This is a genomic window from Paenibacillus larvae subsp. larvae, assembly GCF_002003265.1.
GTDB classification, from domain to species: Bacteria; Bacillota; Bacilli; order Paenibacillales; family NBRC-103111; genus Paenibacillus_H; species Paenibacillus_H larvae.
This window is the reverse complement of the sequence record NZ_CP019687.1, coordinates 1,645,436-1,668,169: the sequence shown is the minus strand read 5'-3', so window position 1 is coordinate 1,668,169 and position 22,734 is coordinate 1,645,436. Positions and strand designations below refer to the sequence as shown.

Genomic DNA, 22,734 nt, shown 5'->3' with positions numbered 1-22,734 from the left:
TGAATCTGATTCCTTGTAAACAGGGGCGTATCTTATCTTATAAGCGGGAAACTCTTCCGTGTTTCCTTTACCCCGGCAAAGGGATTGCGTCAAGCCGACAGGTTTTGACGTAATCCCTTTGCTGTTGGTAAGATGAAAAAAAGAGGTGAAGGTATGGACTATAAGGATGCATTGAAGCAAATCGGCAAAGGGGATTTCGCCCCGGTTTATCTCTGCTACGGGACAGAACCTTATTTAATTGACCAATTTATAGGTAAACTCACTGAGGCGCTGATAGACCCTGATCAACGGGAATTTGCCGTCAGTAAATTTGATTTAACCGAAACCCCCGTTCAGGATATCATTGCTGATGCCGAAACGCTGCCGTTTATGGCTCCGCGTAAGCTGGTATATGTGCAGCGGTCGGCTTTGTTTACGGCGGCCAAAGAAAATAACAAGCTTGATCATGATCTGGACAAACTTACCGCATACATGAAAGCTCCTGTTGATTACACCGTTCTGGTTTTCCGCGTGGATGCGGAAAAGCTGGATGAGCGGAAAAAAATTGTTAAACTGGTCAAGCAAAACGGAGTGATCGTACCCTGCGCTCCTTTATCTGTTGATCATCTTCAGGCATGGATAAAAAAGCAGGCGACGGAAGCAAAATTTACATTCAGTCCTGAAGCGGTCGAACAGCTTATTGTATATACGGACGGACATCTTCAGTCCATCTCCAAAGAAATAGCAAAGCTTTCTTTATATGTGGGAAAAGGCGGGACCGTCACGGGAGAATTGATTGATCAGATGGTCCCAAGAACGGCGGAACAAAATGTCTTCATGCTGGTTGAGCATGTGGTTCAAAAGCGGATGAACAAAGCATTTGATCTGCTGGAAGATTTGATCAGGCAAAAAGAAGAGCCAATTAAACTGGTCATGCTGATCGCCAGACAATACCGGATTATGCTGCAGGTGAAAGCATTGAGTAAACAAGGGTATTCCCATCAGCAAACCGCCTCCCAGATTGGATTGCATCCCTATGCGGTAAAAATTGCGGATCAGCAGGGCAAAACGTATTCGGAAGAACAGCTCAGCCAGGTTATTTCAGCCCTCGCGGATTTGGATTACCAAATGAAAACCGGGCAGGTGGACAAAACGATGGGGCTTCACTTCTTTCTCTTAAAGCAAGCCGCCGGGTTTTAAAGGAGACATAAAATCTGATTTTATAACTTCATATACGGAACAGCTCCGCCGTTTTTAAAAACGGCGGAGCTGTTCTCTCATGGTTATGTTTTGAAAAATTATGCTTGTGCAACCAACTCGTTGAGCTTTTTAGCCAGGCGAGATTTTTTGCGGTTAGCAACATTTTTATGGATTAATCCTTTAGACGCTGCTTTATCCAACTTTTTGGAAGCAACGACGAAAGCTTCTTTAGCAGAATCAACGTTATTGCTTGCAACAACGGTTTCAAAAGCTTTTATCGCAGTGCGAAGATCGGATTTTTGAGAGGCGTTGCGAAGACGGCGCTTATCGCTCACCTTTACTCTTTTGATCGCGGATTTGATGTTTGGCATGACATTCACCTCCTACTTCAAGTAAGGCGTTCAACGTTTCATTTGTTGACAACTTTAGATATTCTACCACGCAGTATTAGAAAAAGCAATAGGTTGGCCGGGGTTGGAGCGTTCCCCTATGCATAAGAAATCACTATTTTTCAAACAATATCAGGTATCTGAGATTGAGAGGAGCTTAAAGACAAATGGATTTAGGCGCTTATTCCGTGCGTACGGATTTGGCTCTAGAGGCAAGAGACATGGCTTCAAAAGCAAGGGGCTCCAACCTGCCGGGTGTACTTACAGATTCCTATCACGAGAATGGAATCAATATCACCATGATCGAAATTACTTCCCAGGAAGGTGCCCAGGCTATGGGAAAACTCCCGGGACATTATATTACGCTGGAAGTACCCGGCCTTCGCAGGCAGGATACAGAGGTTCAGGATAAGGTAGCAACGAAATTTGCCCAATTGTTCGAACAATTCCTTGCTAAGCGGGGAATTCCCAAAAATGCCAAGGTACTGATTATTGGGCTGGGAAACTGGAATGTTACACCCGACGCCCTAGGGCCTCTTGTTGTGGAAAATGTGATGATTACGCGGCATTATTTCGAACTTATGCCGGATCAGGTGGAGCCGGGCTATCGTCCGGTCAGTGCAATGGCCCCAGGTGTCCTCGGAATAACCGGGATGGAAAGCGGTGAGATTGTGCAGGGGATTGTGGATAAATCAAAGCCCGATCTGGTCATTGCCGTGGATGCTTTGGCCTCCCGGGCACTTGAGAGGGTCAATACTACTATTCAGATAGCCGATACAGGAATTCACCCCGGTTCCGGTATCGGGAACAAGCGCATGGGCCTGACAGAAGAAACCCTTGGGGTTCCCGTGATTGCTATCGGTGTTCCTACGGTTGTCTATGCTTCAACAGTAGTCAACAGTGCCATCGACATGATACAAAAACATTTTCATTCCCAGACCCGGCAAGCGGGCCAAATCATGGGACTGCTTGATCAAATGACAGACGATGAGCGGCTGATGCTTGTGAAAGAGGTACTTAGTCCGCTTGGACACGATCTGCTCGTTACCCCCAAGGAAATTGACCAGTTCATTGAGGATATTGCCAATGTCATTGCCAGCGGACTGAATGCTGCTCTCCATGAGGCAATTGATACAAATAATGTGGCTGCCTATACGCACTGACAAGTTAATAGGAAAGTTCACCTAGGCTGAAGCCCCCTCTTTTAAAGGGAGGCTTTTTTGTCCTTAAGCCCGGATTCTATTTTTCTAGCAAAACGGGAGTTCTAGCTTCTCTTTCTTTTTCATAGAGTGTAATAGATGAAAGACGGGGCGTTATGTTTTGCATCCTGCTTGTACGGCACAAGCGTTGTAGGAGGAAAAGAGATGAAAAGAATTGCGGTAATCAACATGAGCAAAGTACGGAAAATGATGCTTGAAGCCAGTCTGATTACGAAAGTCGGTATATACCTCAGCTTTTTTACCTTGGGCCTGTTCCTGGCTCTGGGGACAGGCAGTGTGGTGCAGAGCAAGATAGCTACAACTCCTCTCGATTCGATGAAAGGTCTCGCCGCTTCTGTTTCTAATGAGTTTTTTTTGGATATGCTGGGACTAGAGGTTCCCCATTTAAATCAGGAAGATCAATACACATTTTCACCGCGTCATGTTATGGGATTTGCTTTCCGGTTTATAACGAATATCAACCCGGCAGACCCCAAAAGTTTCCTTTCCCAGGAGCTTCCCGGCCTTGGGGGTGACCAATCCATTGTACTTCATCAGGGACAAGCTGCCGATAATAGCCCGCCTGTCGATTTGATGCCTTCTTCAGATGTGGTACAAGGGGAACCGGATTCATCCGCTCAACCCGTACCTACTCTGGAACCGACACCTGCTCCGACGCCTGAACCGGCCGCCAATCAGGAGCCTCCTAAAATCACCAGGAATGTGGCATTTGTATATCAGACGCACAGCAATGAGTCTTATTTACCTGAACTAAAGGGGATAGATAATCCCGATAAGGCCTATGACAGCAAGATAAACGTTACACTGGTAGGCAAAAAACTTGCGGAACAGCTTGAGAAAAACGGGGTAGGATCGATTCATTCCGAGACAATTTATCCTAATGTTGTCAAAGGATTCAAGTATCCGTTTTCCTATAAATATTCCCTGAAGACTCTTGAAGAGGCAGCCACAGCTCATCCTGATTTAACTTATTATTTTGACATCCACCGGGATTCCCAGCCCAGGGATAAAACAACGGTAACGATAGACGGTAAGGATTATGCACAGGTGTATTTTATTATCGGAGGAAAAAATCCGAAATGGAAGGCGAATGAACAGTTTGCCTCTCAGATTCACCAGGCTCTGGATAAAAAGTACCCGGGCATCTCCAAAGGTATCCATGCCAAAACGGAGACAAATTCTAATGGTATTTATAATCAAAACTTTTCTCCCAACAGCATTCTTATCGAGATAGGCGGACCCTACAATACACTGGAAGAATCCTACAGGACAGCATCGTATTTAAGTGAAGCCATCTCACAGGTAATTTTGAATGCGGAAAAAGTAAGCGGCGGTTCGTAAGGAAAGACGGATCAATGCTATTAAGGAGGGGCAGGCATGATTCACTATAACCGTTTACTGATTTTCAGCCTGATATTATGTTTCTGCATTTTTCTTGGTATTGAACTGGCTACGAAGGGGATGAATGAAATTCAGGGACCATCGGTGAGAGCTGATAAGCGTACCGACAATACAGTGAAGTCCGCCCCGCCGGAGGTAGAGGGAAAACCCAGGATGACTGAGGAAGAAATCAGGGAGGATGAACGAAAAAAAGTGCTTCGGGCCCTGCTGGATGGTCAGTTTGACCAAAAAGGAACACCCCGTAAGGAAGCCGGAAAAGATAAGGAAACCCCGGCCGGTTCTAAAGCTTCACCCCCTCTGGAAGGTAAAAAGACAGGCGGTATGAACCAGGTAGGAAACCATATCGGCGATATGCTCACAAATGTGGCACAGAAAGGAATAAGCTCCGTTGTATCCCTGTTTGATTCGATCTTTCGATAAGAACGGATAAAATAATTGATGACATCCCTTCCTGTTGATATAATAAATGGTATTGTATGTTTAGTGGGGGTAAGGCATGACGGACATTCATGAAAGACAACAACAAATTCGCAACTTTTCCATTATCGCTCATATCGACCATGGCAAGTCCACACTCGCTGACCGGATTCTGGAATATACCGGAGCACTTTCCTCTAGGGAAATGCAGCAGCAAGTTCTGGACCAGATGGATCTGGAGCGGGAAAGAGGAATTACGATCAAGCTTCAGGCAGTGCGCCTGAATTACAAGGCCGATGACGGCCAGGAATATATTCTGAATCTGATTGATACGCCGGGACATGTCGATTTCACGTATGAAGTATCCCGAAGCTTGGCTGCCTGTGAAGGGGCTCTCCTTGTTGTAGATGCTGCCCAGGGAATTGAGGCACAGACGCTTGCTAACGTTTATCTGGCACTGGATAATGATCTTGAGATACTGCCTGTGATTAATAAAATCGACTTGCCGAGTGCAGATCCTGAACGGGTCAAGCAGGAAATTGAAGATGTTATCGGTCTTGATGCAAGCGATGCGGTTCTTGCTTCCGCAAAGGCCGGTATCGGGATTAAAGAAATCTTGGAGCAGGTTTGCACAAAAGTTCCGGCCCCCGAAGGTGATCCGGACAAACCTTTAAAAGCGTTGATCTTTGACTCTCACTATGACCCGTATAAAGGAGTTATTGTTTATGTCCGGGTAATGGATGGAGCGATCAAGGCCGGTACCAAAATAAAATTTATGGCAACGGATAAAACGTTCGAAGTCATCGAAGTTGGCGCTTTTATGCCGAGAATGACCATTATCGACCAATTGAATGTCGGAGATGTAGGATTTATTGTGGCGGGTATCAAGAATGTGGGAGACACCCGTGTGGGGGATACCGTTACGGAAGCTAAAAACCCTGCACCTGAGCCGCTGCCGGGGTACCGCAAAATCAACCCGATGGTATTCTGTGGTTTATATCCGATTGAGACCTCTGATTACAATGATCTGCGGGAAGCCCTGCAAAAACTGGAATTGAATGATGCTTCCCTTAGTTATGAACCTGAGACATCCTCTGCTCTGGGGTTTGGATTCCGCTGCGGATTTTTGGGGCTGCTCCATATGGAGATCATTCAGGAAAGAATCGAACGGGAATTTAATATCCCGCTGATTACAACGGCTCCAAGTGTTGTTTTCAAAGTTACTATGACCAGCGGAGAGGTACTGGAAATCGATAATCCTTCGAATATGCCAGACCCTCAAAAAATCGAATATATTGAAGAACCTTATGTGAAAGCTTCCATTATTGTACCGAACGATTTTGTCGGAGCTATTATGGAATTGTGCCAAGGCAAACGCGGGGAGTTTTTAAATATGGAATATTTGGATACTAACCGTGTTACGCTTACCTATGACATTCCGCTTTCCGAAATTGTGTATGACTTCTTTGATCAGCTAAAATCAAGTACCAAAGGATATGCTTCCTTCGATTACGACCTTTCCGGCTATAAAAAATCCAATCTGGTAAAGATGGATATTCTGCTGAACGGGGAGCAAGTGGATGCATTATCTTTCATTGTCCATCGCGACCGGGCTTACCACCGGGGGAAAATCCTGTGCGAAAAGCTTAAAGAACTTATTCCGCGCCAGATGTTCGAGGTTCCTGTGCAGGCGGCAATCGGTCAAAAAATAGTGGCCCGCGAAACCGTAAAAGCGATGCGCAAAAACGTGCTTGCCAAGTGCTACGGCGGTGATATTTCCCGGAAAAGGAAATTGCTTGAGAAGCAGAAAGAAGGGAAGAAGCGCATGAAGCAGGTCGGTAGTGTCGAGGTACCTCAGGAAGCCTTTATGGCGGTTCTGAAAATAGACGATTGATAAAGAAGAACAATCAGCAGCTAAACAGGAGCGACATAAGCTCCTGTTTTTGTTAAAAGAAAAGAAAGGACGTAACATCCATGGCCCAGACGCATCCGGCACCAAAAGCTGTTTATATACACATTCCGTTTTGTACAAACAAATGCTATTACTGTGATTTCAATTCTTTTGTCCTAAAAGGACAACCTGTACATGATTATCTGGATGCCATGGAGCGGGAAATGGAGCGGACAGTACTTGAATATCCTCCTGGTACTATAGAAACGGTTTTTGTCGGTGGAGGTACGCCTACCGTATTGCTTCCGGACCAGATGGAACGATTCTTGGAAATGGTTCATACCTATTTTCCTATTGATGAGCAAACCGAGTTTTCCATGGAAGCTAATCCGGGAACCACTGACCTGGAAAAGCTTCAAGTGATGCATAGTGGCGGAGTTAACCGGCTTAGTTTCGGTGTGCAATCTTTTAACAACGGGCTGCTTACGAAAATTGGCCGGATTCATAATACGGATGATGTATACCGAAGTATCGAAAACGCCCATAAGGCGGGATTTGCTAATATCTCTATTGATCTTATGTTCGGATTGCCGGATCAAACAGTAGAAATGATGGAAGACACTCTGAAAAAAGCATTGGAGCTGCATTTGCACCATTATTCGATATACAGCTTGAAAGTGGAAGAAAATACCCTTTTTCATACCCTGTATCATAAAGATCAGCTTCCTCTGCCAAGTGAAAATGAGGAACTGGCCATGTTCCAGCTTATCATGGATAAATTAACGGAAGAAGGATTTATTCACTACGAAATTTCCAATTTTGCCAAGTCGGGCTATGAGAGCAGACACAATAAGATGTATTGGCACAATCAAAGCTATTATGGAATCGGGGCTGGTGCCCACGGCTATGTGAACAGAATGCGGCATATCAATATCAAAGGTGTTCAGCCTTATATTGACGCGACGCGAAGCGGCCGTCCCATTCTATCTCAGGAGATTGTCCCGGAACAGGAAGCAATGGAAGATTTCATGATGGTTGGACTTAGACTTCTGGAAGGCGTGTCCAGGGATGATTTTTACAATCAGTTCGGAACTGACCTGGAAGGGCGCTTTGGGCAGACCATCCGGCAGTTGGAGCAAAAAGGGCTCCTGGAACAAAGCGAGAAAGGGTATCGGTTATCGAAACAGGGGCTTTTTCTTGGAAATGAAGTGTTTGCCGCTTTTATCCGGATATAAAGATGATTCAGCCATGTTGAAAAACCATCTTGTACGTTTATTCATAATGTTGTATATTTATACGAAATAAAGTGAATGCGGACGAATGGTGGGATAAAGCGTGATTACTTGCAGAAAAGCGGAAAAGAAAGATATAGATTCCATGTTTGAATTGATAGAAAGTTATGCAGACAAAGGTATCATGCTGTCAAGATCCCGGAAAATCCTTCTTCAGCAGCTTGATACCTTTGTGGTTGCTGTGGAGGAGGATAAAGTAATCGGTTGTGGCTCATTAATGCGGCTTGGTGATGATCTTGTGGAAATCCGCTCTTTGGGGGTAGCCGATGACAAGAAGGGCAGGGGAATTGGGCGCCGGTTGGTAGAATCCCTTCTGGAGGAAGCATCCAGGCAGCGAATCCCCAAAGTTATGGCCCTTACTTATGAAGTACCTTTCTTTTTGCGCAGCGGGTTCTATATTGCTTCGAAGGAGATCTTTCCGGAGAAGGTGTGGACTGACTGTATTCATTGCAAAAAACAGCATTGCTGTGACGAAATAGCTGTATTAAAGCAGCTGGATTGACTTGACAACAGACCTTAGGGTCTGTTATTTTTGTTATATGGTTTAGCACTCACTAAAGTTGAGTGCTAACGAAAACAACGTAAGGGGTTATTTCCTTGACAGAGAAACAGCAGGCGTTGATTCGTTATGCAGGACCTGGAGACTTGTCTGTATGTTCAGAATGGGACGATGGTCTGGCTTTATCGCTTCTGGAATATAAGCTCGCTAATAAGGACATTATTCTGGCTGAACGGAACGGCAATCTTGTGGGATATATGCGGCTGGAACATCTCTGGTCCAATGTACCTTATATGGGACTGATTCAAATCAGCCCTGTTTTCAGAAACCGTGGAATCGGCTCAGAACTGGTCCGGTTTGCCTGCGGCCAGTTGATTAAACAGGGGCATTCTTATCTGTACAGTTCATCGCAGGTGAACGAAGAGGAGCCACAGGCTTGGCACCGCAAGGTAGGGTTTGAAGAATGCGGGCTGATTGCCGGTGTGAATGAAGGCGGCATTGGAGAAGTGTTTTTTAGGCTGAAACTAGGGCAAAATTAGCTTGTCCCTACACAGCAACCATGATAAAGGAGGGGACTTTCGAATGTTGTCGGAACGTCAGCGTATGATCTTGAGCGCTATTGTTGAGGATTATATCCGTTCCGCGGAACCGATTGGATCCCGCAGCATTTCCAAAAGGGACGACGTATCATATAGTCCCGCAACAATCCGAAATGAAATGTCAGACCTTGAAGAGATGGGATATCTGGAACAGCCGCATACTTCTGCGGGCCGCATTCCCTCTCATAAAGGATATAGATATTATGTGGACCATCTGGTTCGCGAGGGTAATTTAAGTTCTCATGAACTGGATGTCGTTAAAATGTTTTTTGCAGGGAAAGTCCAGGAGATGGAATCGGTTATCCAGCATGTGGCAGGCGTTTTGTCAGGATTAACTAATTACACCTCTATTGTATTGGGACCGGAAGTGTTTAGCAGTACACTGAAACACCTGCAAATTATTCCTATCAATATTCATACTGCTGTTGCTATTATGATAACCAATACCGGACATGTAGAAAACAAAACCGTTACTATTCCGGAAGGCATGTCTTTTAGTGATATTGAGAAAGTTGTCAATGTGCTGAACGACAAACTCAAAAATGTACCTTTGATTGAGTTTAAGTCAAAGCTTTACAGCGAAGTCTCTTCTGAGCTTGCCAAAGTAACCGCCGGGTATACAGAATGGCTTTCTATGATAGAAGGGGTTTTGCAAAATGATGAAACAAACCGCATCTATGTCAGTGGTGCCACGAATATGCTGATGCAGCCTGAATTTAAAGATGTGGATAAGGTCAAGACTATTCTGGATTTATTTGAAGAGACACGGATTTTACTTCAGGTGGTGGCCCCTTCTCAAAGCGGCATCCAGATCAAAATCGGAGCCGAAAACAGTGTAGAAGCCATGAATGACTGCAGTCTGATCACAGCTTCATATTCGATTGGCGACCAGATGCTGGGAACTATCGGTATTTTGGGGCCTACCCGAATGGAATATGCCAAAGTTATCCGGCTCCTTGATCATATTTCCAAAAATATGGCTTTAGAGCTTACCAAATGGTATGAACATTTATGACTGCATGATGCAGGTTAAATGATAATAAGCTGGCAAGAGCCAGGGAGACGCCATTATTCGTGATGATACGGCGTCTCTTATTCCTGCACGGCAGGAAAGTATATCAAGGAGGTGAATAGCAGTTGACTAACGGACATCAAAAAGATAATGAATCCGCACAAGAACCTGTATATGAGAAGCAGGAACAGACTACAGACACACAGGTAGAAGAACCTAAAAATGATGCTGCAGAGTCCGTTTCTGAAAGCCCAGATTCTGAAGAAAATGCATGCGTTAAAGAGTTAGAAGAACTGCGTGAACAAGTAAAGGAACACCAAGAGAGATATCTGCGTGTGCAGGCTGACTTTGACAATTTCCGCCGCCGGTCCAGACTGGAGAAAGAAGATTTTGCGAAGTATGCTTCTATAAAACTGATCGAATCTCTTCTGCCGGTGATTGATAATTTTGATAGAGCACTGCAGTCCAGCAAAGATACCAAGGATTTTGATGCTTTAGCCAAAGGAATCGAGATGGTCTACCGCCAATTGGATCAGGTACTTACCCAGGAGGGCCTGTCGCCTATTGAAGCTGTCGGGGAACTGTTTAATCCTGAATTCCATCAGGCGATCATGCAGGTTGAATCCGAGGACCATGAAGAAGGCATTATTGTTGAGGAAGTCCAAAAGGGCTACATGCTCAAGGACAAAGTCATCCGTCCTTCCATGGTCAAAGTGAGCGGCTAAGTCTGACTCTATTACGAAATAAGAAATTTTAACTACAAGGAGGCATCCTAACTACTATGAGCAAAGTAATTGGTATTGACTTAGGAACAACAAACTCTTGCGTTGCCGTGATGGAAGGCGGCGAAGCAGTTGTTATTCCGAATGCGGAAGGGAACCGTACAACCCCATCCGTTGTAGGATTTAAAAAAGACGGGGAGCGCGTTGTAGGTGAAACTGCAAAACGTCAAGCGATCACCAATCCGGAACGTACCGTCATTTCTGTAAAACGTCATATGGGAACAAACCATAAAGAAGTGATTGATGGCAAAGAATATTCTCCACAAGAAATTTCTGCAATGATCCTTCAAAAACTGAAAGCCGATGCTGAAGCTTATCTGGGTACAACTGTTACCCAGGCAGTTATCACGGTACCGGCTTACTTCAATGATAGCCAGCGTCAAGCAACAAAAGATGCGGGAAAGATTGCTGGTCTGGAAGTGCTTCGTATTGTGAATGAGCCAACGGCTGCGGCACTTGCCTATGGACTTGAGAAAGCTGAAGACCAGACCATTCTCGTGTATGACCTTGGAGGCGGTACATTCGACGTATCTATCCTGGAACTGGGAGACGGCTTCTTCGAAGTGAAAGCTACAAGCGGGGATAATAACCTCGGCGGTGATGACTTTGACCAAGTGATCATGGACTACCTGGTTGCCGAGTTCAAAAAAGAACAGGGCATCGATCTGAGCAAAGATAAAGCAGCTGTACAGCGTTTGAAAGATGCAGCCGAGAAAGCTAAGAAAGAACTTTCCGGTGTGCTGACTACAGCAATCTCTCTGCCGTTTATTACGGTTGTGGATGGCGTTCCTCAACACTTGGAGGTCAACCTTACCCGTGCCAAATTTGAGGAGCTTTCCGCAGGTCTTGTTGAAAGAACGCTGGGGCCAACCTGTCAAGCGCTGAGCGATTCCGGTCTTTCGGCTAATGAAATTGATAAAATCGTTCTGGTTGGCGGTTCTACCCGTATTCCTGCGGTTGTGGAAGCTATCAAAAAGCTGACGGGCAAAGAGCCGCATAAAGGGGTAAACCCTGATGAAGTAGTAGCCTTGGGTGCAGCTGTCCAGGCCGGTGTTCTGACAGGAGACGTGAAAGACGTTGTCCTTCTGGACGTAACACCGCTTTCTCTTGGTATTGAAACTGCAGGCGGCGTATTCACGAAAATGATCGAACGCAATACGACGATCCCTACAAGCAAATCTCAAATCTTCTCTACTTATGCGGATAATCAAACAAGTGTAGAAATTCACGTTCTACAAGGTGAGCGGGCTATGGCGAAAGATAATAAAACGCTCGGCCGCTTTATGTTAGGGGATATCCCGCCAGCTCCTCGTGGAGTTCCGCAAATCGAGGTTACCTTCGATATCGATGCCAACGGTATTGTGAATGTATCTGCTTTGGATAAAGGGACCGGCAAGAGCCAGAAAATCACCATCACTTCCTCAAGCGGCTTAACTGACGAGGAAATTGATAAAATGATGAAAGATGCGGAATCCCATGCCGAAGAGGACCGTAAACGTAAAGAACTGGTAGAAGTTCGTAACCAGGCGGACCAACTGGTATATACAGTAGATAAAACGATTAAGGATCTTGGTGACAAAGTAGATCAGGCTGAGATCGACAAGGCTAATGCTGCCAAGGAGAAAGTAAAACAAGCGCTGGAAAGCGATAACCTTGATAACATCAAAAAAGCTACGGAGGAATTGACTGAAGTCGTTCAACAGCTTTCCGTAAAATTATATGAGCAGGCGGCTCAAGCTCAGCAGGGTACACAAGCAGGCGCGGAAGGCGATGCTGATGCAGGCAAAGCTAAAGCGGACAACGTGGTGGATGCCGACTACGAAGTAGTTGACGAAGATAAAGACAAAAAGTAAGATAAGCCGATTACACTTGCTGATTCGCAAAAGTCAAAGCCGTGGGGATTTAGAGCATACTCCGGCTTTGACTTTCCCTTTGTTCAAATAGAAAGCAAATATAGGCCGTTGTTTTTTACAGATTAGCACTCATTCGGAAATATGGGGGTGGAAATTTGAGCAAGAAAGATTATTATGAAGTACTGGGTGTCAGCAAGAATGCTTCCCAGGAGGAAATTAAAAAAGCCTATCGGAAGCTGGCCCAACAGTATCATCCCGACGTTAACAAAGCTGCCGATGCTGAGGAGAAGTTTAAAGAGGCGAAGGAAGCCTATGATGTACTTAGTGATAACCAGAAAAGGGCTACGTATGACCAGTTTGGACATGTAGATCCGAATCAGGGCATGGGCGGTTTTGGCGGCGGAGCTGATTTTGGTGGCTTCGGCGATATCTTTGATATGTTTTTTGGCGGTGGAGGTTCTTCCCGAAGAAATCCTAACGGCCCGCAGCGAGGAAGCGATTTGCAGTACACTATGACCATTGAGTTTAAGGAAGCGGTATTCGGCAAAGAAACGGATATTCAAATTCCTCGCACAGAATCCTGCGATACCTGCCACGGAACGGGAGCTAAACCCGGTACTCATCCGGAAACGTGTTCCGTCTGTCATGGAAGCGGTCAGCAGGAGGTTGTTCAGAATACACCTTTTGGGCGAATTGTGAACCGCAGAGCTTGTTCGGCATGTAATGGGCAGGGGCAGATTATCAAAGATAAGTGCCCGACTTGTTCCGGAACAGGAAAGGTACGCAAAAAGCGTAAAATTCATATCAAAATTCCTGCCGGGGTCGATGATGGTGCCCAGTTAAGGGTTTCCGGCGAAGGAGAAGGAGGTCTTCGCGGAGGACCGCCTGGTGATCTATACGTTGTTATCCGGGTAAACCCGCACGATTTCTTTGAGCGGGAAGGGGATGACATTTATTGTGAAGTGCCGTTGACTTTCACACAGGCTGCCCTTGGGGATGAGATTGAGATTCCTACCTTGACTGAAAAGGTAAAACTCAAAATTCCGGCAGGCACACAAACCGATACCTACTTCCGCTTAAAAGGAAAAGGAGTTCCTCGCTTGCGCGGATATGGTCAGGGTGACCAACATGTTAAAGTGGTGGTTGTTACCCCGACCAATCTGAAAGAAGAGCAAAAGGAGCTGCTTCGCGAATTTGGGAAATTGAATGGGGAACATACCCATGAGCAGCAGAAAACCATTTTCGAAAGAATGAAGAAAGCGTTTCTGGGTGACTAGCAATGCTTAACACAATATGCTAAGAAACAAGGCTGCTTGAACTATCCAACGGATGTTCAGGCAGCCTTGTTTCTTTGTGGTCGCATACTTTTTGAAACGATAAGCCACACTATGATCTATCAACATTTTCCAAATAGGAGGAATCAGATAATGACTGAGGAACAGCAGCACCAGTCCGATAAATTGCCTATTGCCAAAAACGAGGATGTGGAATTTAACACCGAGCTTGCGGACCGTGATGATCTTGTTGCAGTCAGAAGGGCGGAAGCGGCAGACCATAGGCAAGAATAAAGGAGGACAAAAAGTGATGGCAGAGAAAAATATTCTGGCCTATTTCAATACCCCGAGCAAGCTAAAGAAGTAGCATCGAAGTTAAATGCTTTAAGGGCAGAGGATGTACAAATTGACCGGTTCGGGCGCTATCCCGGTGTAGGTGTGGATGATGTGATGAACCCTATAACGGGAAATTTCAGCAGCTTGGGTAATCTGACCCTGGGAGCCAACTTCGCTAATCGCAGCTCTGCCATTATGGCTGCTGCGGATACGAGTGCAAGCGGGATGAGTGATGGGGGACAAGGCGGACCCAACGGGAAAGACATTTTACTCACAGCCGTTGTGGATGAATCTATCCATGAACAAGCCTTGCAAATCATCCGGGATTCCGGCGGAATAGTATAAGATTAAGCTTGTTTATTTCTGAAAGCTCTTTTCCCTAAAGGGATAAGAGCTTTTTTCTATAGATAATAGAGCGGGGGATGGTTTTATCCGCCATCGCTTGCTGCAGAACTGTTGTAACGCAGCAAAAAAGTATAGTAGAATATGGAGTGAATGTTTTTTGAGGTATCCTCCTTTTCAAAGGGATGTATGCCTTAGAATTGAAGGAGGACAGGACGTTGCTTTGGCATGAAATTACCATTTATACAACAGAAGAAGCCACGGAGATGATTTCTTCTTTTTTTCACGAACTTGGAGCCGGCGGAGTTTCCATCGAGGAGTCCGGCACACTGGACAAAAAACGGGATACGACGTACGGGGTACTGTACGACAAACCGTTCAATGATATCCCGGAAGGCCGTGCGGAAGTAAAGGGGTATTTTGCAGAGGGGCATGATTTCAATAGGATCATGGATGAACTCAAGCAATCGGTAGAGCGGCTCAGTACTTTTGGCATCGATACGGGAAATCCCATTTTTTCTATCCGACAAGTAGATGACGAGAGCTGGGCAAACGAGTGGAAAAAATATTTCAAGCCGATACGTGTAACAAAACGTTTAACGATTAAGCCAACCTGGGAAGAATATGAGCCGTCTACGGATGAGATCATTCTGGAATTGGACCCGGGGATGGCATTTGGTACAGGTACGCACGCAACCACATCTTTATGCCTGAAAATATTGGAACAAGTGGTCCGGGGCGGAGAGGATGTCATAGATGTGGGAACCGGATCAGGCATTTTGTCAATAGCCGCAGCCAAACTCGGCGCAGAACATGTTCTCGCGATCGATCTCGACCCGGTGGCCGTAAAAAGTGCGGGGGAGAATAGTAAATTAAATGGTATGCAGTCCCGTATCATGGTCAGACAAAGCGATTTGCTGGGGATACTTGAACATTCGGAGAAGCGGGATGAGCTGAATGTAAAAATGCCCGTACAAATTGTAGTAGCGAACATTTTGGCAGAGATTATTCTGCTTTTTGTGGAAGATGTTTATCAGGTACTCGAACCAGGGGGGCTGTATATTGTCTCCGGTGTGATCAGAGCCAAACAAGCCGTGGTGGAAGATGCTTTGAAACGGGCAGGCTTTGAAATCGTAGAAATACATACAGAAGAAGATTGGGTAGCTCTCGTTGCCAGAAAGATGTAGGTGAATACATGTCCTCTTTAGAAAGTATATTCAGATTTCCGATTGATCAGCTTCCTTTTATTGTGCTGGTCCTGATTATTGCACTGACTGTGCATGAATTTTCACATGCGTTTTTTGCATACAAATTCGGTGATTCTACGCCTAAGGAAATGGGAAGGGTCACACTGAATCCCGTTTCCCATATCAGTTTGCTGGGAATGCTGTTGTTTGTGATTGCCGGAATCGGTTGGGCCAGACCGGTCATGATTAACCGGAGCAATTTTAAGCAGCCCAGGCTGATGGGGATCATTGTAAGTTTTGTGGGCCCGTTCAGCAATTTTGTTTTGGGGTTTCTCGGCGCTGTGATTTATGCGGCTTCCATTAAATACGGCTGGACGGACGGATGGTCCAGCGGGGCTGCAACAGCTTTACACGTATTCCTGCAGTATTTCATCATGATGAACGTTCTCTTGTTTGTGTTAAACCTGATTCCGCTTCCTCCGCTTGACGGATACCGGATTTTGGAGGATCTGCTCCCGCTCCGCGCCAGGATGGAGCTGCAAAAGGTAGAGCATTGGGGATTTTATATTATTTTGGTTCTTGTTTTTATCCCCCCATTATATAAGATCACAATCGGGCCAATTCTCGGTCTGTCTACGCCCATTATTCAGCAGTTCGTCATCATAGCCAATAAGCTGTTTTTCTGAGAAATGATTGTTAGGGTGTGAAGCAATATCATTCGGAACAGGACGAAGAAGTTGTTTCTGCCCGCTTTTTTGTAAAATAATGGAATGTGTGTAGATTTTCAATTTTAAACACTGTATGATGAAAGGTGCATGATTTTCACCCGAAACAGTAGAAAGTAGAGGTGCACATGCAGCGTTACTTTATACCTAAAGAGCAGTTTGGGAGCACGTCTGTCCGTATTGAAGGCGACGATGCACATCATTTAGTCCGGGTAATGAGAGCGCAGGCTGGGAACAAGATCATCGTCAGCGATGGACTAAGCCGTGAAGCACTTGCCCAAATTACCGAAGTGGACAAAGCTGTTGTTACCGCAGCTATTATAGAAGAGAGGCCGATGACGGCTGAACCGCGAATACAAGTATGGGTTGCACAGAGCCTGCCAAAAGCGGATAAGATGGAAACTGTCATCCAAAAAGGAACGGAAATCGGGGCAGCCCGGTTTCTTCCTTTTGTTTCAGAGCGTACCGTGGTCCAATATGATGCCAAGAAGGAAACGAAACGCACCCAGCGCTGGCAAAAGATCGCCAAAGAGGCGGCCGAACAGGCTCACCGCAACCGGATTCCGGTAGTTGAAGGGGTACATTCATGGAAACAGATTCTGGAACAAGCGGCCCGTATGGACGCAGCCTGGATCTGTTACGAGAAAGAGGATAGCCTTCAAATCAGGGACGCGCTTTTTCAGGCGGATGCTCTTAAGAGGAACGACGATAAACCGGTTCGGATCATGCTGATAGTTGGGCCGGAGGGCGGATTCACGGAAAAAGAAATAGAGCAGGCGGAAGAGTCAGGATGCCGGTCCATTGGGCTTGGCACACGGATTCTCCGTACAGAAACGGCAGCCATGGTAGGGCTAACTTGCATTTTATACGAGACAGGTGAGATAGGAGGAAAATAAAGATGCCAACAGTGGCGTTTCATACACTTGGCTGCAAAGTGAACTTCTATGATACGGAAGCTATCTGGCAGCTGTTTAAAGCAGAAGGATATGAACAAACCGATTTTGAAAAAACAGCGGATGTATATGTCATTAATACATGCACAGTAACCAATACCGGCGATAAAAAGAGCCGGCAAATGATCCGCAGAGCGGTACGCCGCAACCCGGATGCGATTATTGCCGTGACCGGCTGCTACGCGCAGACCTCTCCGGCCGAAATTATGGAGATTCCGGGTGTGGATCTAGTAATCGGTACACAGGACCGGGAGAAGATCGTTCCTTATGTGAAGCAGATTGAATCAGAACGTCAGCCGATTAATGCGGTACGAAACATAATGAAAACACGGCAGTTCGAGGAACTGGACGTGCCTGATTTTGCCGACAGGACCCGGGCATTTCTGAAAATTCAAGAGGGCTGCAACAATTTTTGCACTTTTTGTATTATTCCGTGGTCCCGCGGTCTGATGAGAAGCAGGGACCCCAAAAGTGTGGTGCAGCAAGCCCATATGCTGGTGGATGCCGGTTATAAAGAAATCGTACTGACGGGTATCCATACTGGCGGTTACGGGGAGGATATGGAAGATTACAGCCTGGCTAAGCTGCTCTGGGATTTGGACAAGGTGGACGGGCTGGAACGGATCCGCATCAGTTCGATCGAGGCGAGTCAAATAACGGACGAAGTATTGGAAGTGCTGAATGCCTCGGACAAAATGTGCCGCCATCTTCACATCCCTCTTCAGGCAGGGGATGACCGTGTACTTAAGCGGATGCGCAGAAAGTATACAACGGAAGAATACGGGCGCAAAATAGAACTGATTCACAAGGCAATGCCGGGGGTAGCCATCACCACCGATGTGATTGTCGGTTTCCCGGGAGAAACCGAAGAAATGTTTGAGAATAGCTACCGCTTTATGGAGCAAATGAAATATTCCGAAATGCATGTCTTCCCTTATTCGAAGCGGACCGGTACACCGGCAGCACGGATGGAAGACCAGATTGATGAGGAAATCAAGAATGCCCGTGTTCACAGGCTGATTGATCTCTCTGAACGGATGCAGCTGGATTACGCCAGACAGCATGAAGGGCAGGCACTGGAAGTAATACCCGAGCGCGAATATAAGGGGGCTGAAGGAAGCGGCCTTGTAATGGGGTATTCGGACAACTACATTCAGCTTGTATTTGAAGGTTCCGAGCAACTGATCGGTCAGATATGCCGGGTCAAATTGACCGAACCGGGTATAAATGAAAGCCGCGGACAGCTGGTCAGAGTATTGAAAGAGATGTCACCGTCCAAGGCTGTTAACCTGTAATAAATGTAAGGAGAAAAAGGATTTCATTTCCTTGGGAAGGAAATGGAATCCTTTGTTTAAAAGTAATGCATGAGAGTTGCATGGTTTCTTTTCTTTCGTCCCAAACAGGATGAGGAAAAAATTCCGTTTGATCAGGAGGAGAATACGATGAAGGAAATTTCCGCAGGAGGCGTTGTCTTTACTCATACTGGGGACGGTCTTCGGATCCAGATGATCCAGGACCGCTTTGGGAAGATGACGCTTGCTAAGGGAAAGAGGGAAGCGGGAGAAACCATCAGGCAGACCGCCGTCCGGGAAATACGGGAAGAGACCGGCATTCAGGTGAGGCTGGTGGAACCACTGCAGGTGGTTACGTACGAATATGTCCTGCCTTCCAAGATAACTGTAAACAAAGAGGTCCATTATTTCCTGGCAGAAGCGGAAAAAGGGATACTGAAAGCCCAGATTGAAGAGATCGGAAGTGTATCATGGCTTACGCCGCAGGTAGCTTGGAGCAAGCAGCTGGAGGCAGGATACGACAATAATGACGCTGTAATGAGGCTGGCCTTGAACAAGCTGGGGATTGAAGTATGAAGACTCCAATCCTACTTGTGCGAATCAGGCCCTCCGAGGGTCTTGAGCCGTTTGGAGTAACATAGCGGTAGGGCAAGAACGGAACAGACGATATTAAAGACTGTCTGGGAGCGGGCAAGCTGGGCGGAGGGGTCGTCCGTCATCCAGGAAATGAACTGATAAAGTTCCCGAAGGAAAGGATAGAACAGTAAAGCCCCGCCCAGATTCAGCGTTATATGTGCCCAGGCTACAAAAGAGCCTGCCCGGGTACCGCCAAGACTTGCGAGCCATGCGGTGGAACAGGTGCCTATATTGGCACCGAGCATTACCGCCATACCGAGCTCCGGAGAAACGGTACTTGTGGCAGCCAGGCCCATGGCCAGGGCAATCACGGCAGTGCTGCTGTGGATAAGGGCGGTTATGACCGTTCCGGCCATAACTCCCCAAATCAGGCTTTGCTCGGCATGCTCCATAAACCAGGTGAACATCCCCTGGTTCTGCAGGGCAGGACCGACGTTTTGCATGATGCGGATACCCATCAGCACCATCGCAAATCCGGCAGCTGCAAGCGACCCGAAGCGAACGCTTCGTATCCAGCTCCGGCTGCCGGAGTGATCCGCCTGGCGGGGGACCGGCAGCCCGGAATCGGGCCATGCTAAGGCAGGCTTGCGGTTTCCGCCCGGTGCCTCCGTGGTTCGGGGAACAGGGCCGGCCAGCCAGCTTGCCATCCAGACGGCACTGGAAACGAGCAGCAGCGGTACACCGTAGCTGCTGATGTTCAGCCCGAGCAGTTCGGTAGTCAGACAGGTTCCGATGTTCGTGCCAAGGATAATACCGAGCGTGCTGCCGAAGCTCATAACACCTGCATTGACCATACTGATCGTAAGTACGGTCACCGCTCCGCTGCTTTGCAGCAGGGCAGTCATAACCATACCGGTAATAAGTCCGTATACCGGGGTTTTAGTAAAGGTTTGCAATACGCGTGACAAGGAAGGACCCGCCCATTGCTGCAGGGCGAGCTCCATTGTCTTCATGCCTATCATAAATATGCACACGCCGGCAAGAATGGGAAGGATAATCGTCGTGAGCAAAGCTGGCAGGGCTCCTTTCCTTTTTGTTCAATGGGTCTGTTTTTAAAATATATGAAATAAAGAAGACAGGCATGACAAGCCGGAAGGCTAAGATAAGATTGTGGAAGAGATAGCTAAGGAGGAAAATTGGTGGCAACCGTTTATTTACATAAAAAAAGAAAAAAGCGCCTGGAGCAGGGGCATCCCTGGATTTTCAGCGGCGAGATTGAACGGATAGAAGGTGAGCCCGCTCCGGGAGATATTGTTTCCATCCATTCTCACTCAGGCCAGTACTTGGCGTCCGGATACTACAACCCGGCCTCACGGATTACAGTAAGGGTGGTTTCCTATAAACCTTTGGAACAGATGGATACCACCTTCTTTACCGAACGGATCAGACAGTGTATGGAACACCGCCGGAGGTTTCTGCCCGGTACGGATTCTTATCGGCTCATTTACGGGGAAGCGGATTTTCTTCCGGGATTAATTGTTGACAAGTTTGCCGATGTGCTTGTCGTGCAGTTTTTGACACTGGGAATGGATATCCGCAAAAAATCCGTCGTGGACGCTCTTGTACAGGTTGTAGGGCCGTCCGGCATTTATGAACGCAGTGATGTACCTGTCAGGGAACTGGAGGAACTGGAGCAGAGCAAAGGGGTTTTATACGGTGAATGCCCTAGGCACGTACGCATTCTTGAAAACGGGCTACATTTGGAAGTAGACATTTGGGAAGGACAGAAAACGGGTTACTTCTTTGATCAGCGGGACAACCGGGCCTCGATAGCGCCACTCATGAAAGGATGGGGAGGCCGGAGCGGAATTGCGCTATGTAAAATGGAGGTGGACGGGAAAGAGCAAGAAGTGCCCGTAAATAAGAACGGGAAGATCGTCCAGTTCCCGTATTGGGACGGTGCCACCGTACTTGAATGCTTCTCCCATACAGGAAGTTTTACCTTAAACGCTTGCAAATACGGGGCTAAGAAAGTAACTTGTCTGGATATTTCCGAACACGCTATTCAAAGTGCCAGAACCAATGTGGGCCTGAACGGGTTTGAAGACCGTGTTGAGTTCGTCGTGGCGGATGCGTTCCAGTATTTGCGTGAACAGGTACACGGGCTGGACCAGCGTAAGGCACGTGCGGAAGCTTCTGAACGGAAAGTGGATACTTCTGTACCTCTTTCCGGAGGGCGAACCTGGGATGTGGTAATTCTGGATCCGCCGGCCTTTGCCAAAACAAAGGGGGCCGTAGAGAGTGCCTGCCGTGGATACAAAGATATCAATCTGCATGGGATGAAGCTTGTCAATGAAGGCGGCTACCTGGTAACGGCCAGTTGTTCCTACCATATGAAGCCGGAGTTGTTTCTGGAAACAATTCACGCTGCAGCTGCGGATGCCAGGAAAATTTTGCGCCTGGTTGAATTCCGTGCGGCCGGAAGTGATCATCCGCGGATTCTTGGCGTAGATGAAGGTAACTATCTGAAATTTGCCATTTTTGAAGTGAGGAGCAGGACATAATCACAAAAAAAGGAAATCAGAAGATACCTTTTGTTTTTTGATCAAAATAATGCAACCTTGATGCGGCGCCATTTTATGGAGGTTCAAACTAATGCATATCCAAACACAAATCAATGGTAACAAAATCGAAATTATACAGGCTGGCAGCTCGGATAAATCCGTTATCCGGAATCTGATGCAGCTCTATCAGTATGAATCTACTGACTATTCAGGGGACGATCCGGATCAACATGGTTATTTTGATTACCCGTATCTGGATCATTATTGGACGGAAGAAGGCCAAATGGAAGAGAGAAGACTGCCCCTGCTTCTGAAAGTAAACGGGAATCTGGCAGGTTTTATCTTAATTAACAATCATACCGTTTATTTGGAACAGGGTGAGGATACCTATACAATTGCCGAATTTTTTGTATTGAAAAAATGGAGAAAACAAGGAATCGGCCGTGAGGCAGCCTGCCAGCTTTTCCGCAGGTTCAAGGGAACATGGGAAATCAGGGCAGAAGGGGATAACAATCCTGCCCATACGTTCTGGCGCAAGGTGATTCACGGGTTCGCCCAAGGAAATTATAAAGAAGTGAATTCGCCAGGCTGGGATGGCCCTATTCAAATTTTTCATGTGAAGAATTAACATATAAAAACTACCCGGGGGATTTCTACCGGGTAGTTTTTATATGTTTCCCGTTAATGGTTTTCCATTCTCTTTTTATTAATCAGAAGCAGGGCAAGAGAAGAAGCGATCATAAAATAAGGGACTATTTGTTTAAACAACAGCCATGCATCTGAATGTTCGAAGTAATGCAAAGGAATAAAAAAAATGGCGGCACCCGCTAAAGTTGGTAATATAGCTACAGCATTATTCAGCTTTTCATTAGTGGAGGGATATTTTGTGCATTTCATAACCGGATAAAGAAGAGAAAAGACAATGAGAAATAAAACTAGGGCGATCATTTA

At 46.5% G+C, this 22,734-nt stretch carries 23 protein-coding genes and 1 pseudogene; 21 read left to right on the top strand and 3 right to left on the bottom strand.

What is annotated here, in order from left to right; all coding sequences use genetic code 11:
* The first annotated feature begins 153 nt into the window (after window positions 1–153).
* A complete protein-coding gene (gene holA, locus BXP28_RS08575; protein WP_036656508.1) occupies window positions 154–1,179 on the top strand; it encodes a DNA polymerase III subunit delta in 1,026 nt (341 codons plus the stop codon).
* A 98-nt stretch (window positions 1,180–1,277) separates the two neighbouring features.
* On the opposite strand, the gene rpsT is transcribed toward holA, so the two are convergent.
* Window positions 1,278–1,550, bottom strand: coding sequence for a 30S ribosomal protein S20 (rpsT, locus tag BXP28_RS08570; protein WP_036656512.1), 273 nt, complete (start codon window positions 1,548–1,550; stop codon window positions 1,278–1,280).
* Window positions 1,551–1,735: 185 nt separating this feature from the next.
* Between rpsT and gpr the strand changes: the two genes are divergently transcribed.
* The 18 genes and pseudogenes from gpr (at window position 1,736) to BXP28_RS08480 (ending at window position 19,219) form a co-directional block, all read left to right on the top strand.
* Window positions 1,736–2,731 carry a GPR endopeptidase gene (gpr, locus tag BXP28_RS08565; RefSeq protein WP_024094568.1) on the top strand — a complete coding sequence of 332 codons (996 nt, stop codon included), beginning with the start codon at window positions 1,736–1,738 and terminating at the stop codon, window positions 2,729–2,731.
* Between the two features lie 201 nt (window positions 2,732–2,932).
* Window positions 2,933–4,129 (top strand): stage II sporulation protein P, encoded by a 1,197-nt coding sequence (gene spoIIP, locus BXP28_RS08560; RefSeq protein WP_036656515.1) that lies wholly within the window; start codon window positions 2,933–2,935, stop codon window positions 4,127–4,129.
* Window positions 4,130–4,165: 36 nt separating this feature from the next.
* The gene (locus tag BXP28_RS08555) at window positions 4,166–4,609 is read left to right on the top strand and encodes a hypothetical protein (protein ID WP_023483637.1); all 444 of its coding nucleotides are present in this window, start codon (window positions 4,166–4,168) and stop codon (window positions 4,607–4,609) included.
* Between the two features lie 76 nt (window positions 4,610–4,685).
* The gene (gene lepA / locus BXP28_RS08550) at window positions 4,686–6,500 is read left to right on the top strand and encodes a translation elongation factor 4 (protein WP_023483638.1); all 1,815 of its coding nucleotides are present in this window, start codon (window positions 4,686–4,688) and stop codon (window positions 6,498–6,500) included.
* A gap of 80 nt (window positions 6,501–6,580) precedes the next feature.
* Window positions 6,581–7,732, top strand: a complete 1,152-nt coding sequence (hemW, locus tag BXP28_RS08545; protein WP_023483639.1) for a radical SAM family heme chaperone HemW — start codon at window positions 6,581–6,583, stop codon at window positions 7,730–7,732.
* A gap of 142 nt (window positions 7,733–7,874) precedes the next feature.
* Window positions 7,875–8,291: an N-acetyltransferase gene (locus tag BXP28_RS08540; protein ID WP_042119652.1), complete on the top strand. Its 417-nt coding sequence runs from the start codon at window positions 7,875–7,877 to the stop codon at window positions 8,289–8,291.
* A 95-nt stretch (window positions 8,292–8,386) separates the two neighbouring features.
* Window positions 8,387–8,827 carry a GNAT family N-acetyltransferase gene (locus tag BXP28_RS08535; protein ID WP_023483641.1) on the top strand — a complete coding sequence of 147 codons (441 nt, stop codon included), beginning with the start codon at window positions 8,387–8,389 and terminating at the stop codon, window positions 8,825–8,827.
* A gap of 43 nt (window positions 8,828–8,870) precedes the next feature.
* On the top strand, window positions 8,871–9,902 hold the full coding sequence (hrcA, locus tag BXP28_RS08530; RefSeq protein ID WP_024094564.1) for a heat-inducible transcriptional repressor HrcA: 1,032 nt from the start codon (window positions 8,871–8,873) through the stop codon (window positions 9,900–9,902).
* Between the two features lie 122 nt (window positions 9,903–10,024).
* A complete protein-coding gene (gene grpE, locus BXP28_RS08525; protein WP_023483643.1) occupies window positions 10,025–10,624 on the top strand; it encodes a nucleotide exchange factor GrpE in 600 nt (199 codons plus the stop codon).
* Between the two features lie 56 nt (window positions 10,625–10,680).
* Window positions 10,681–12,534 (top strand): molecular chaperone DnaK, encoded by a 1,854-nt coding sequence (dnaK, locus tag BXP28_RS08520; protein ID WP_036654816.1) that lies wholly within the window; start codon window positions 10,681–10,683, stop codon window positions 12,532–12,534.
* Window positions 12,535–12,689: 155 nt separating this feature from the next.
* Window positions 12,690–13,811, top strand: coding sequence for a molecular chaperone DnaJ (gene dnaJ, locus BXP28_RS08515; RefSeq protein WP_023483645.1), 1,122 nt, complete (start codon window positions 12,690–12,692; stop codon window positions 13,809–13,811).
* Between the two features lie 150 nt (window positions 13,812–13,961).
* Window positions 13,962–14,102: a YfhD family protein gene (locus tag BXP28_RS08510; protein ID WP_024094561.1), complete on the top strand. Its 141-nt coding sequence runs from the start codon at window positions 13,962–13,964 to the stop codon at window positions 14,100–14,102.
* A 16-nt stretch (window positions 14,103–14,118) separates the two neighbouring features.
* Window positions 14,119–14,489: pseudogene (locus BXP28_RS08505) on the top strand (hypothetical protein).
* A gap of 215 nt (window positions 14,490–14,704) precedes the next feature.
* Complete coding sequence (prmA, locus tag BXP28_RS08500) at window positions 14,705–15,673, top strand: 50S ribosomal protein L11 methyltransferase (RefSeq protein ID WP_036654815.1); 969 nt, start codon at window positions 14,705–14,707, stop codon at window positions 15,671–15,673.
* A gap of 8 nt (window positions 15,674–15,681) precedes the next feature.
* The gene (locus tag BXP28_RS08495) at window positions 15,682–16,359 is read left to right on the top strand and encodes a site-2 protease family protein (protein WP_023483648.1); all 678 of its coding nucleotides are present in this window, start codon (window positions 15,682–15,684) and stop codon (window positions 16,357–16,359) included.
* A gap of 167 nt (window positions 16,360–16,526) precedes the next feature.
* Window positions 16,527–17,294, top strand: a complete 768-nt coding sequence (locus BXP28_RS08490; protein WP_024094559.1) for a 16S rRNA (uracil(1498)-N(3))-methyltransferase — start codon at window positions 16,527–16,529, stop codon at window positions 17,292–17,294.
* Window positions 17,295–17,296: 2 nt separating this feature from the next.
* Window positions 17,297–18,646, top strand: a complete 1,350-nt coding sequence (gene mtaB / locus BXP28_RS08485) for a tRNA (N(6)-L-threonylcarbamoyladenosine(37)-C(2))-methylthiotransferase MtaB (RefSeq protein WP_036654813.1) — start codon at window positions 17,297–17,299, stop codon at window positions 18,644–18,646.
* Window positions 18,647–18,793: 147 nt separating this feature from the next.
* A complete protein-coding gene (locus tag BXP28_RS08480) occupies window positions 18,794–19,219 on the top strand; it encodes an NUDIX hydrolase (RefSeq protein WP_036656879.1) in 426 nt (141 codons plus the stop codon).
* An 11-nt stretch (window positions 19,220–19,230) separates the two neighbouring features.
* Here the strand turns inward: BXP28_RS08480 and BXP28_RS08475 are convergent, their stop codons facing one another.
* Window positions 19,231–20,289, bottom strand: coding sequence for a Na/Pi cotransporter family protein (locus tag BXP28_RS08475; RefSeq protein WP_024094556.1), 1,059 nt, complete (start codon window positions 20,287–20,289; stop codon window positions 19,231–19,233).
* A gap of 129 nt (window positions 20,290–20,418) precedes the next feature.
* Here BXP28_RS08475 and BXP28_RS08470 point away from each other — a divergent pair, with 129 nt between their 5' ends.
* Window positions 20,419–21,783 carry a class I SAM-dependent rRNA methyltransferase gene (locus BXP28_RS08470; protein ID WP_023483653.1) on the top strand — a complete coding sequence of 455 codons (1,365 nt, stop codon included), beginning with the start codon at window positions 20,419–20,421 and terminating at the stop codon, window positions 21,781–21,783.
* A 91-nt stretch (window positions 21,784–21,874) separates the two neighbouring features.
* Entirely contained in the window at window positions 21,875–22,411 is a 537-nt protein-coding gene (locus BXP28_RS08465) for a GNAT family N-acetyltransferase (protein WP_023483654.1), read from the top strand.
* Window positions 22,412–22,464: 53 nt separating this feature from the next.
* Here BXP28_RS08465 and BXP28_RS08460 read toward each other — a convergent pair whose 3' ends face one another.
* Window positions 22,465–22,731, bottom strand: coding sequence for a hypothetical protein (locus tag BXP28_RS08460; protein WP_024094555.1), 267 nt, complete (start codon window positions 22,729–22,731; stop codon window positions 22,465–22,467).
* Window positions 22,732–22,734 lie beyond the last annotated feature (3 nt).

Excerpts from the sequence above, each read along its gene's own strand:
- hrcA (WP_024094564.1), top strand. The coding sequence starts at position 8,871 with ATGTTGTCGGAACGTCAGCGTATGATCTTGAGCGCTATTGTTGAGGAT.
- holA (WP_036656508.1), top strand. The coding sequence starts at position 154 with ATGGACTATAAGGATGCATTGAAGCAAATCGGCAAAGGGGATTTCGCC.
- BXP28_RS08555 (WP_023483637.1), top strand. The coding sequence starts at position 4,166 with ATGATTCACTATAACCGTTTACTGATTTTCAGCCTGATATTATGTTTC.
- BXP28_RS08490 (WP_024094559.1), top strand. The coding sequence starts at position 16,527 with ATGCAGCGTTACTTTATACCTAAAGAGCAGTTTGGGAGCACGTCTGTC.
- BXP28_RS08460 (WP_024094555.1), bottom strand. The coding sequence starts at position 22,731 with ATGATCGCCCTAGTTTTATTTCTCATTGTCTTTTCTCTTCTTTATCCG.
- gpr (WP_024094568.1), top strand. The coding sequence starts at position 1,736 with ATGGATTTAGGCGCTTATTCCGTGCGTACGGATTTGGCTCTAGAGGCA.
- rpsT (WP_036656512.1), bottom strand. The coding sequence starts at position 1,550 with ATGCCAAACATCAAATCCGCGATCAAAAGAGTAAAGGTGAGCGATAAG.
- mtaB (WP_036654813.1), top strand. The coding sequence starts at position 17,297 with ATGCCAACAGTGGCGTTTCATACACTTGGCTGCAAAGTGAACTTCTAT.
- BXP28_RS08540 (WP_042119652.1), top strand. The coding sequence starts at position 7,875 with ATGTTTGAATTGATAGAAAGTTATGCAGACAAAGGTATCATGCTGTCA.
- dnaK (WP_036654816.1), top strand. The coding sequence starts at position 10,681 with ATGAGCAAAGTAATTGGTATTGACTTAGGAACAACAAACTCTTGCGTT.
- BXP28_RS08510 (WP_024094561.1), top strand. The coding sequence starts at position 13,962 with ATGACTGAGGAACAGCAGCACCAGTCCGATAAATTGCCTATTGCCAAA.
- BXP28_RS08495 (WP_023483648.1), top strand. The coding sequence starts at position 15,682 with ATGTCCTCTTTAGAAAGTATATTCAGATTTCCGATTGATCAGCTTCCT.
- lepA (WP_023483638.1), top strand. The coding sequence starts at position 4,686 with ATGACGGACATTCATGAAAGACAACAACAAATTCGCAACTTTTCCATT.
- hemW (WP_023483639.1), top strand. The coding sequence starts at position 6,581 with ATGGCCCAGACGCATCCGGCACCAAAAGCTGTTTATATACACATTCCG.
- BXP28_RS08480 (WP_036656879.1), top strand. The coding sequence starts at position 18,794 with ATGAAGGAAATTTCCGCAGGAGGCGTTGTCTTTACTCATACTGGGGAC.
- spoIIP (WP_036656515.1), top strand. The coding sequence starts at position 2,933 with ATGAAAAGAATTGCGGTAATCAACATGAGCAAAGTACGGAAAATGATG.
- BXP28_RS08465 (WP_023483654.1), top strand. The coding sequence starts at position 21,875 with ATGCATATCCAAACACAAATCAATGGTAACAAAATCGAAATTATACAG.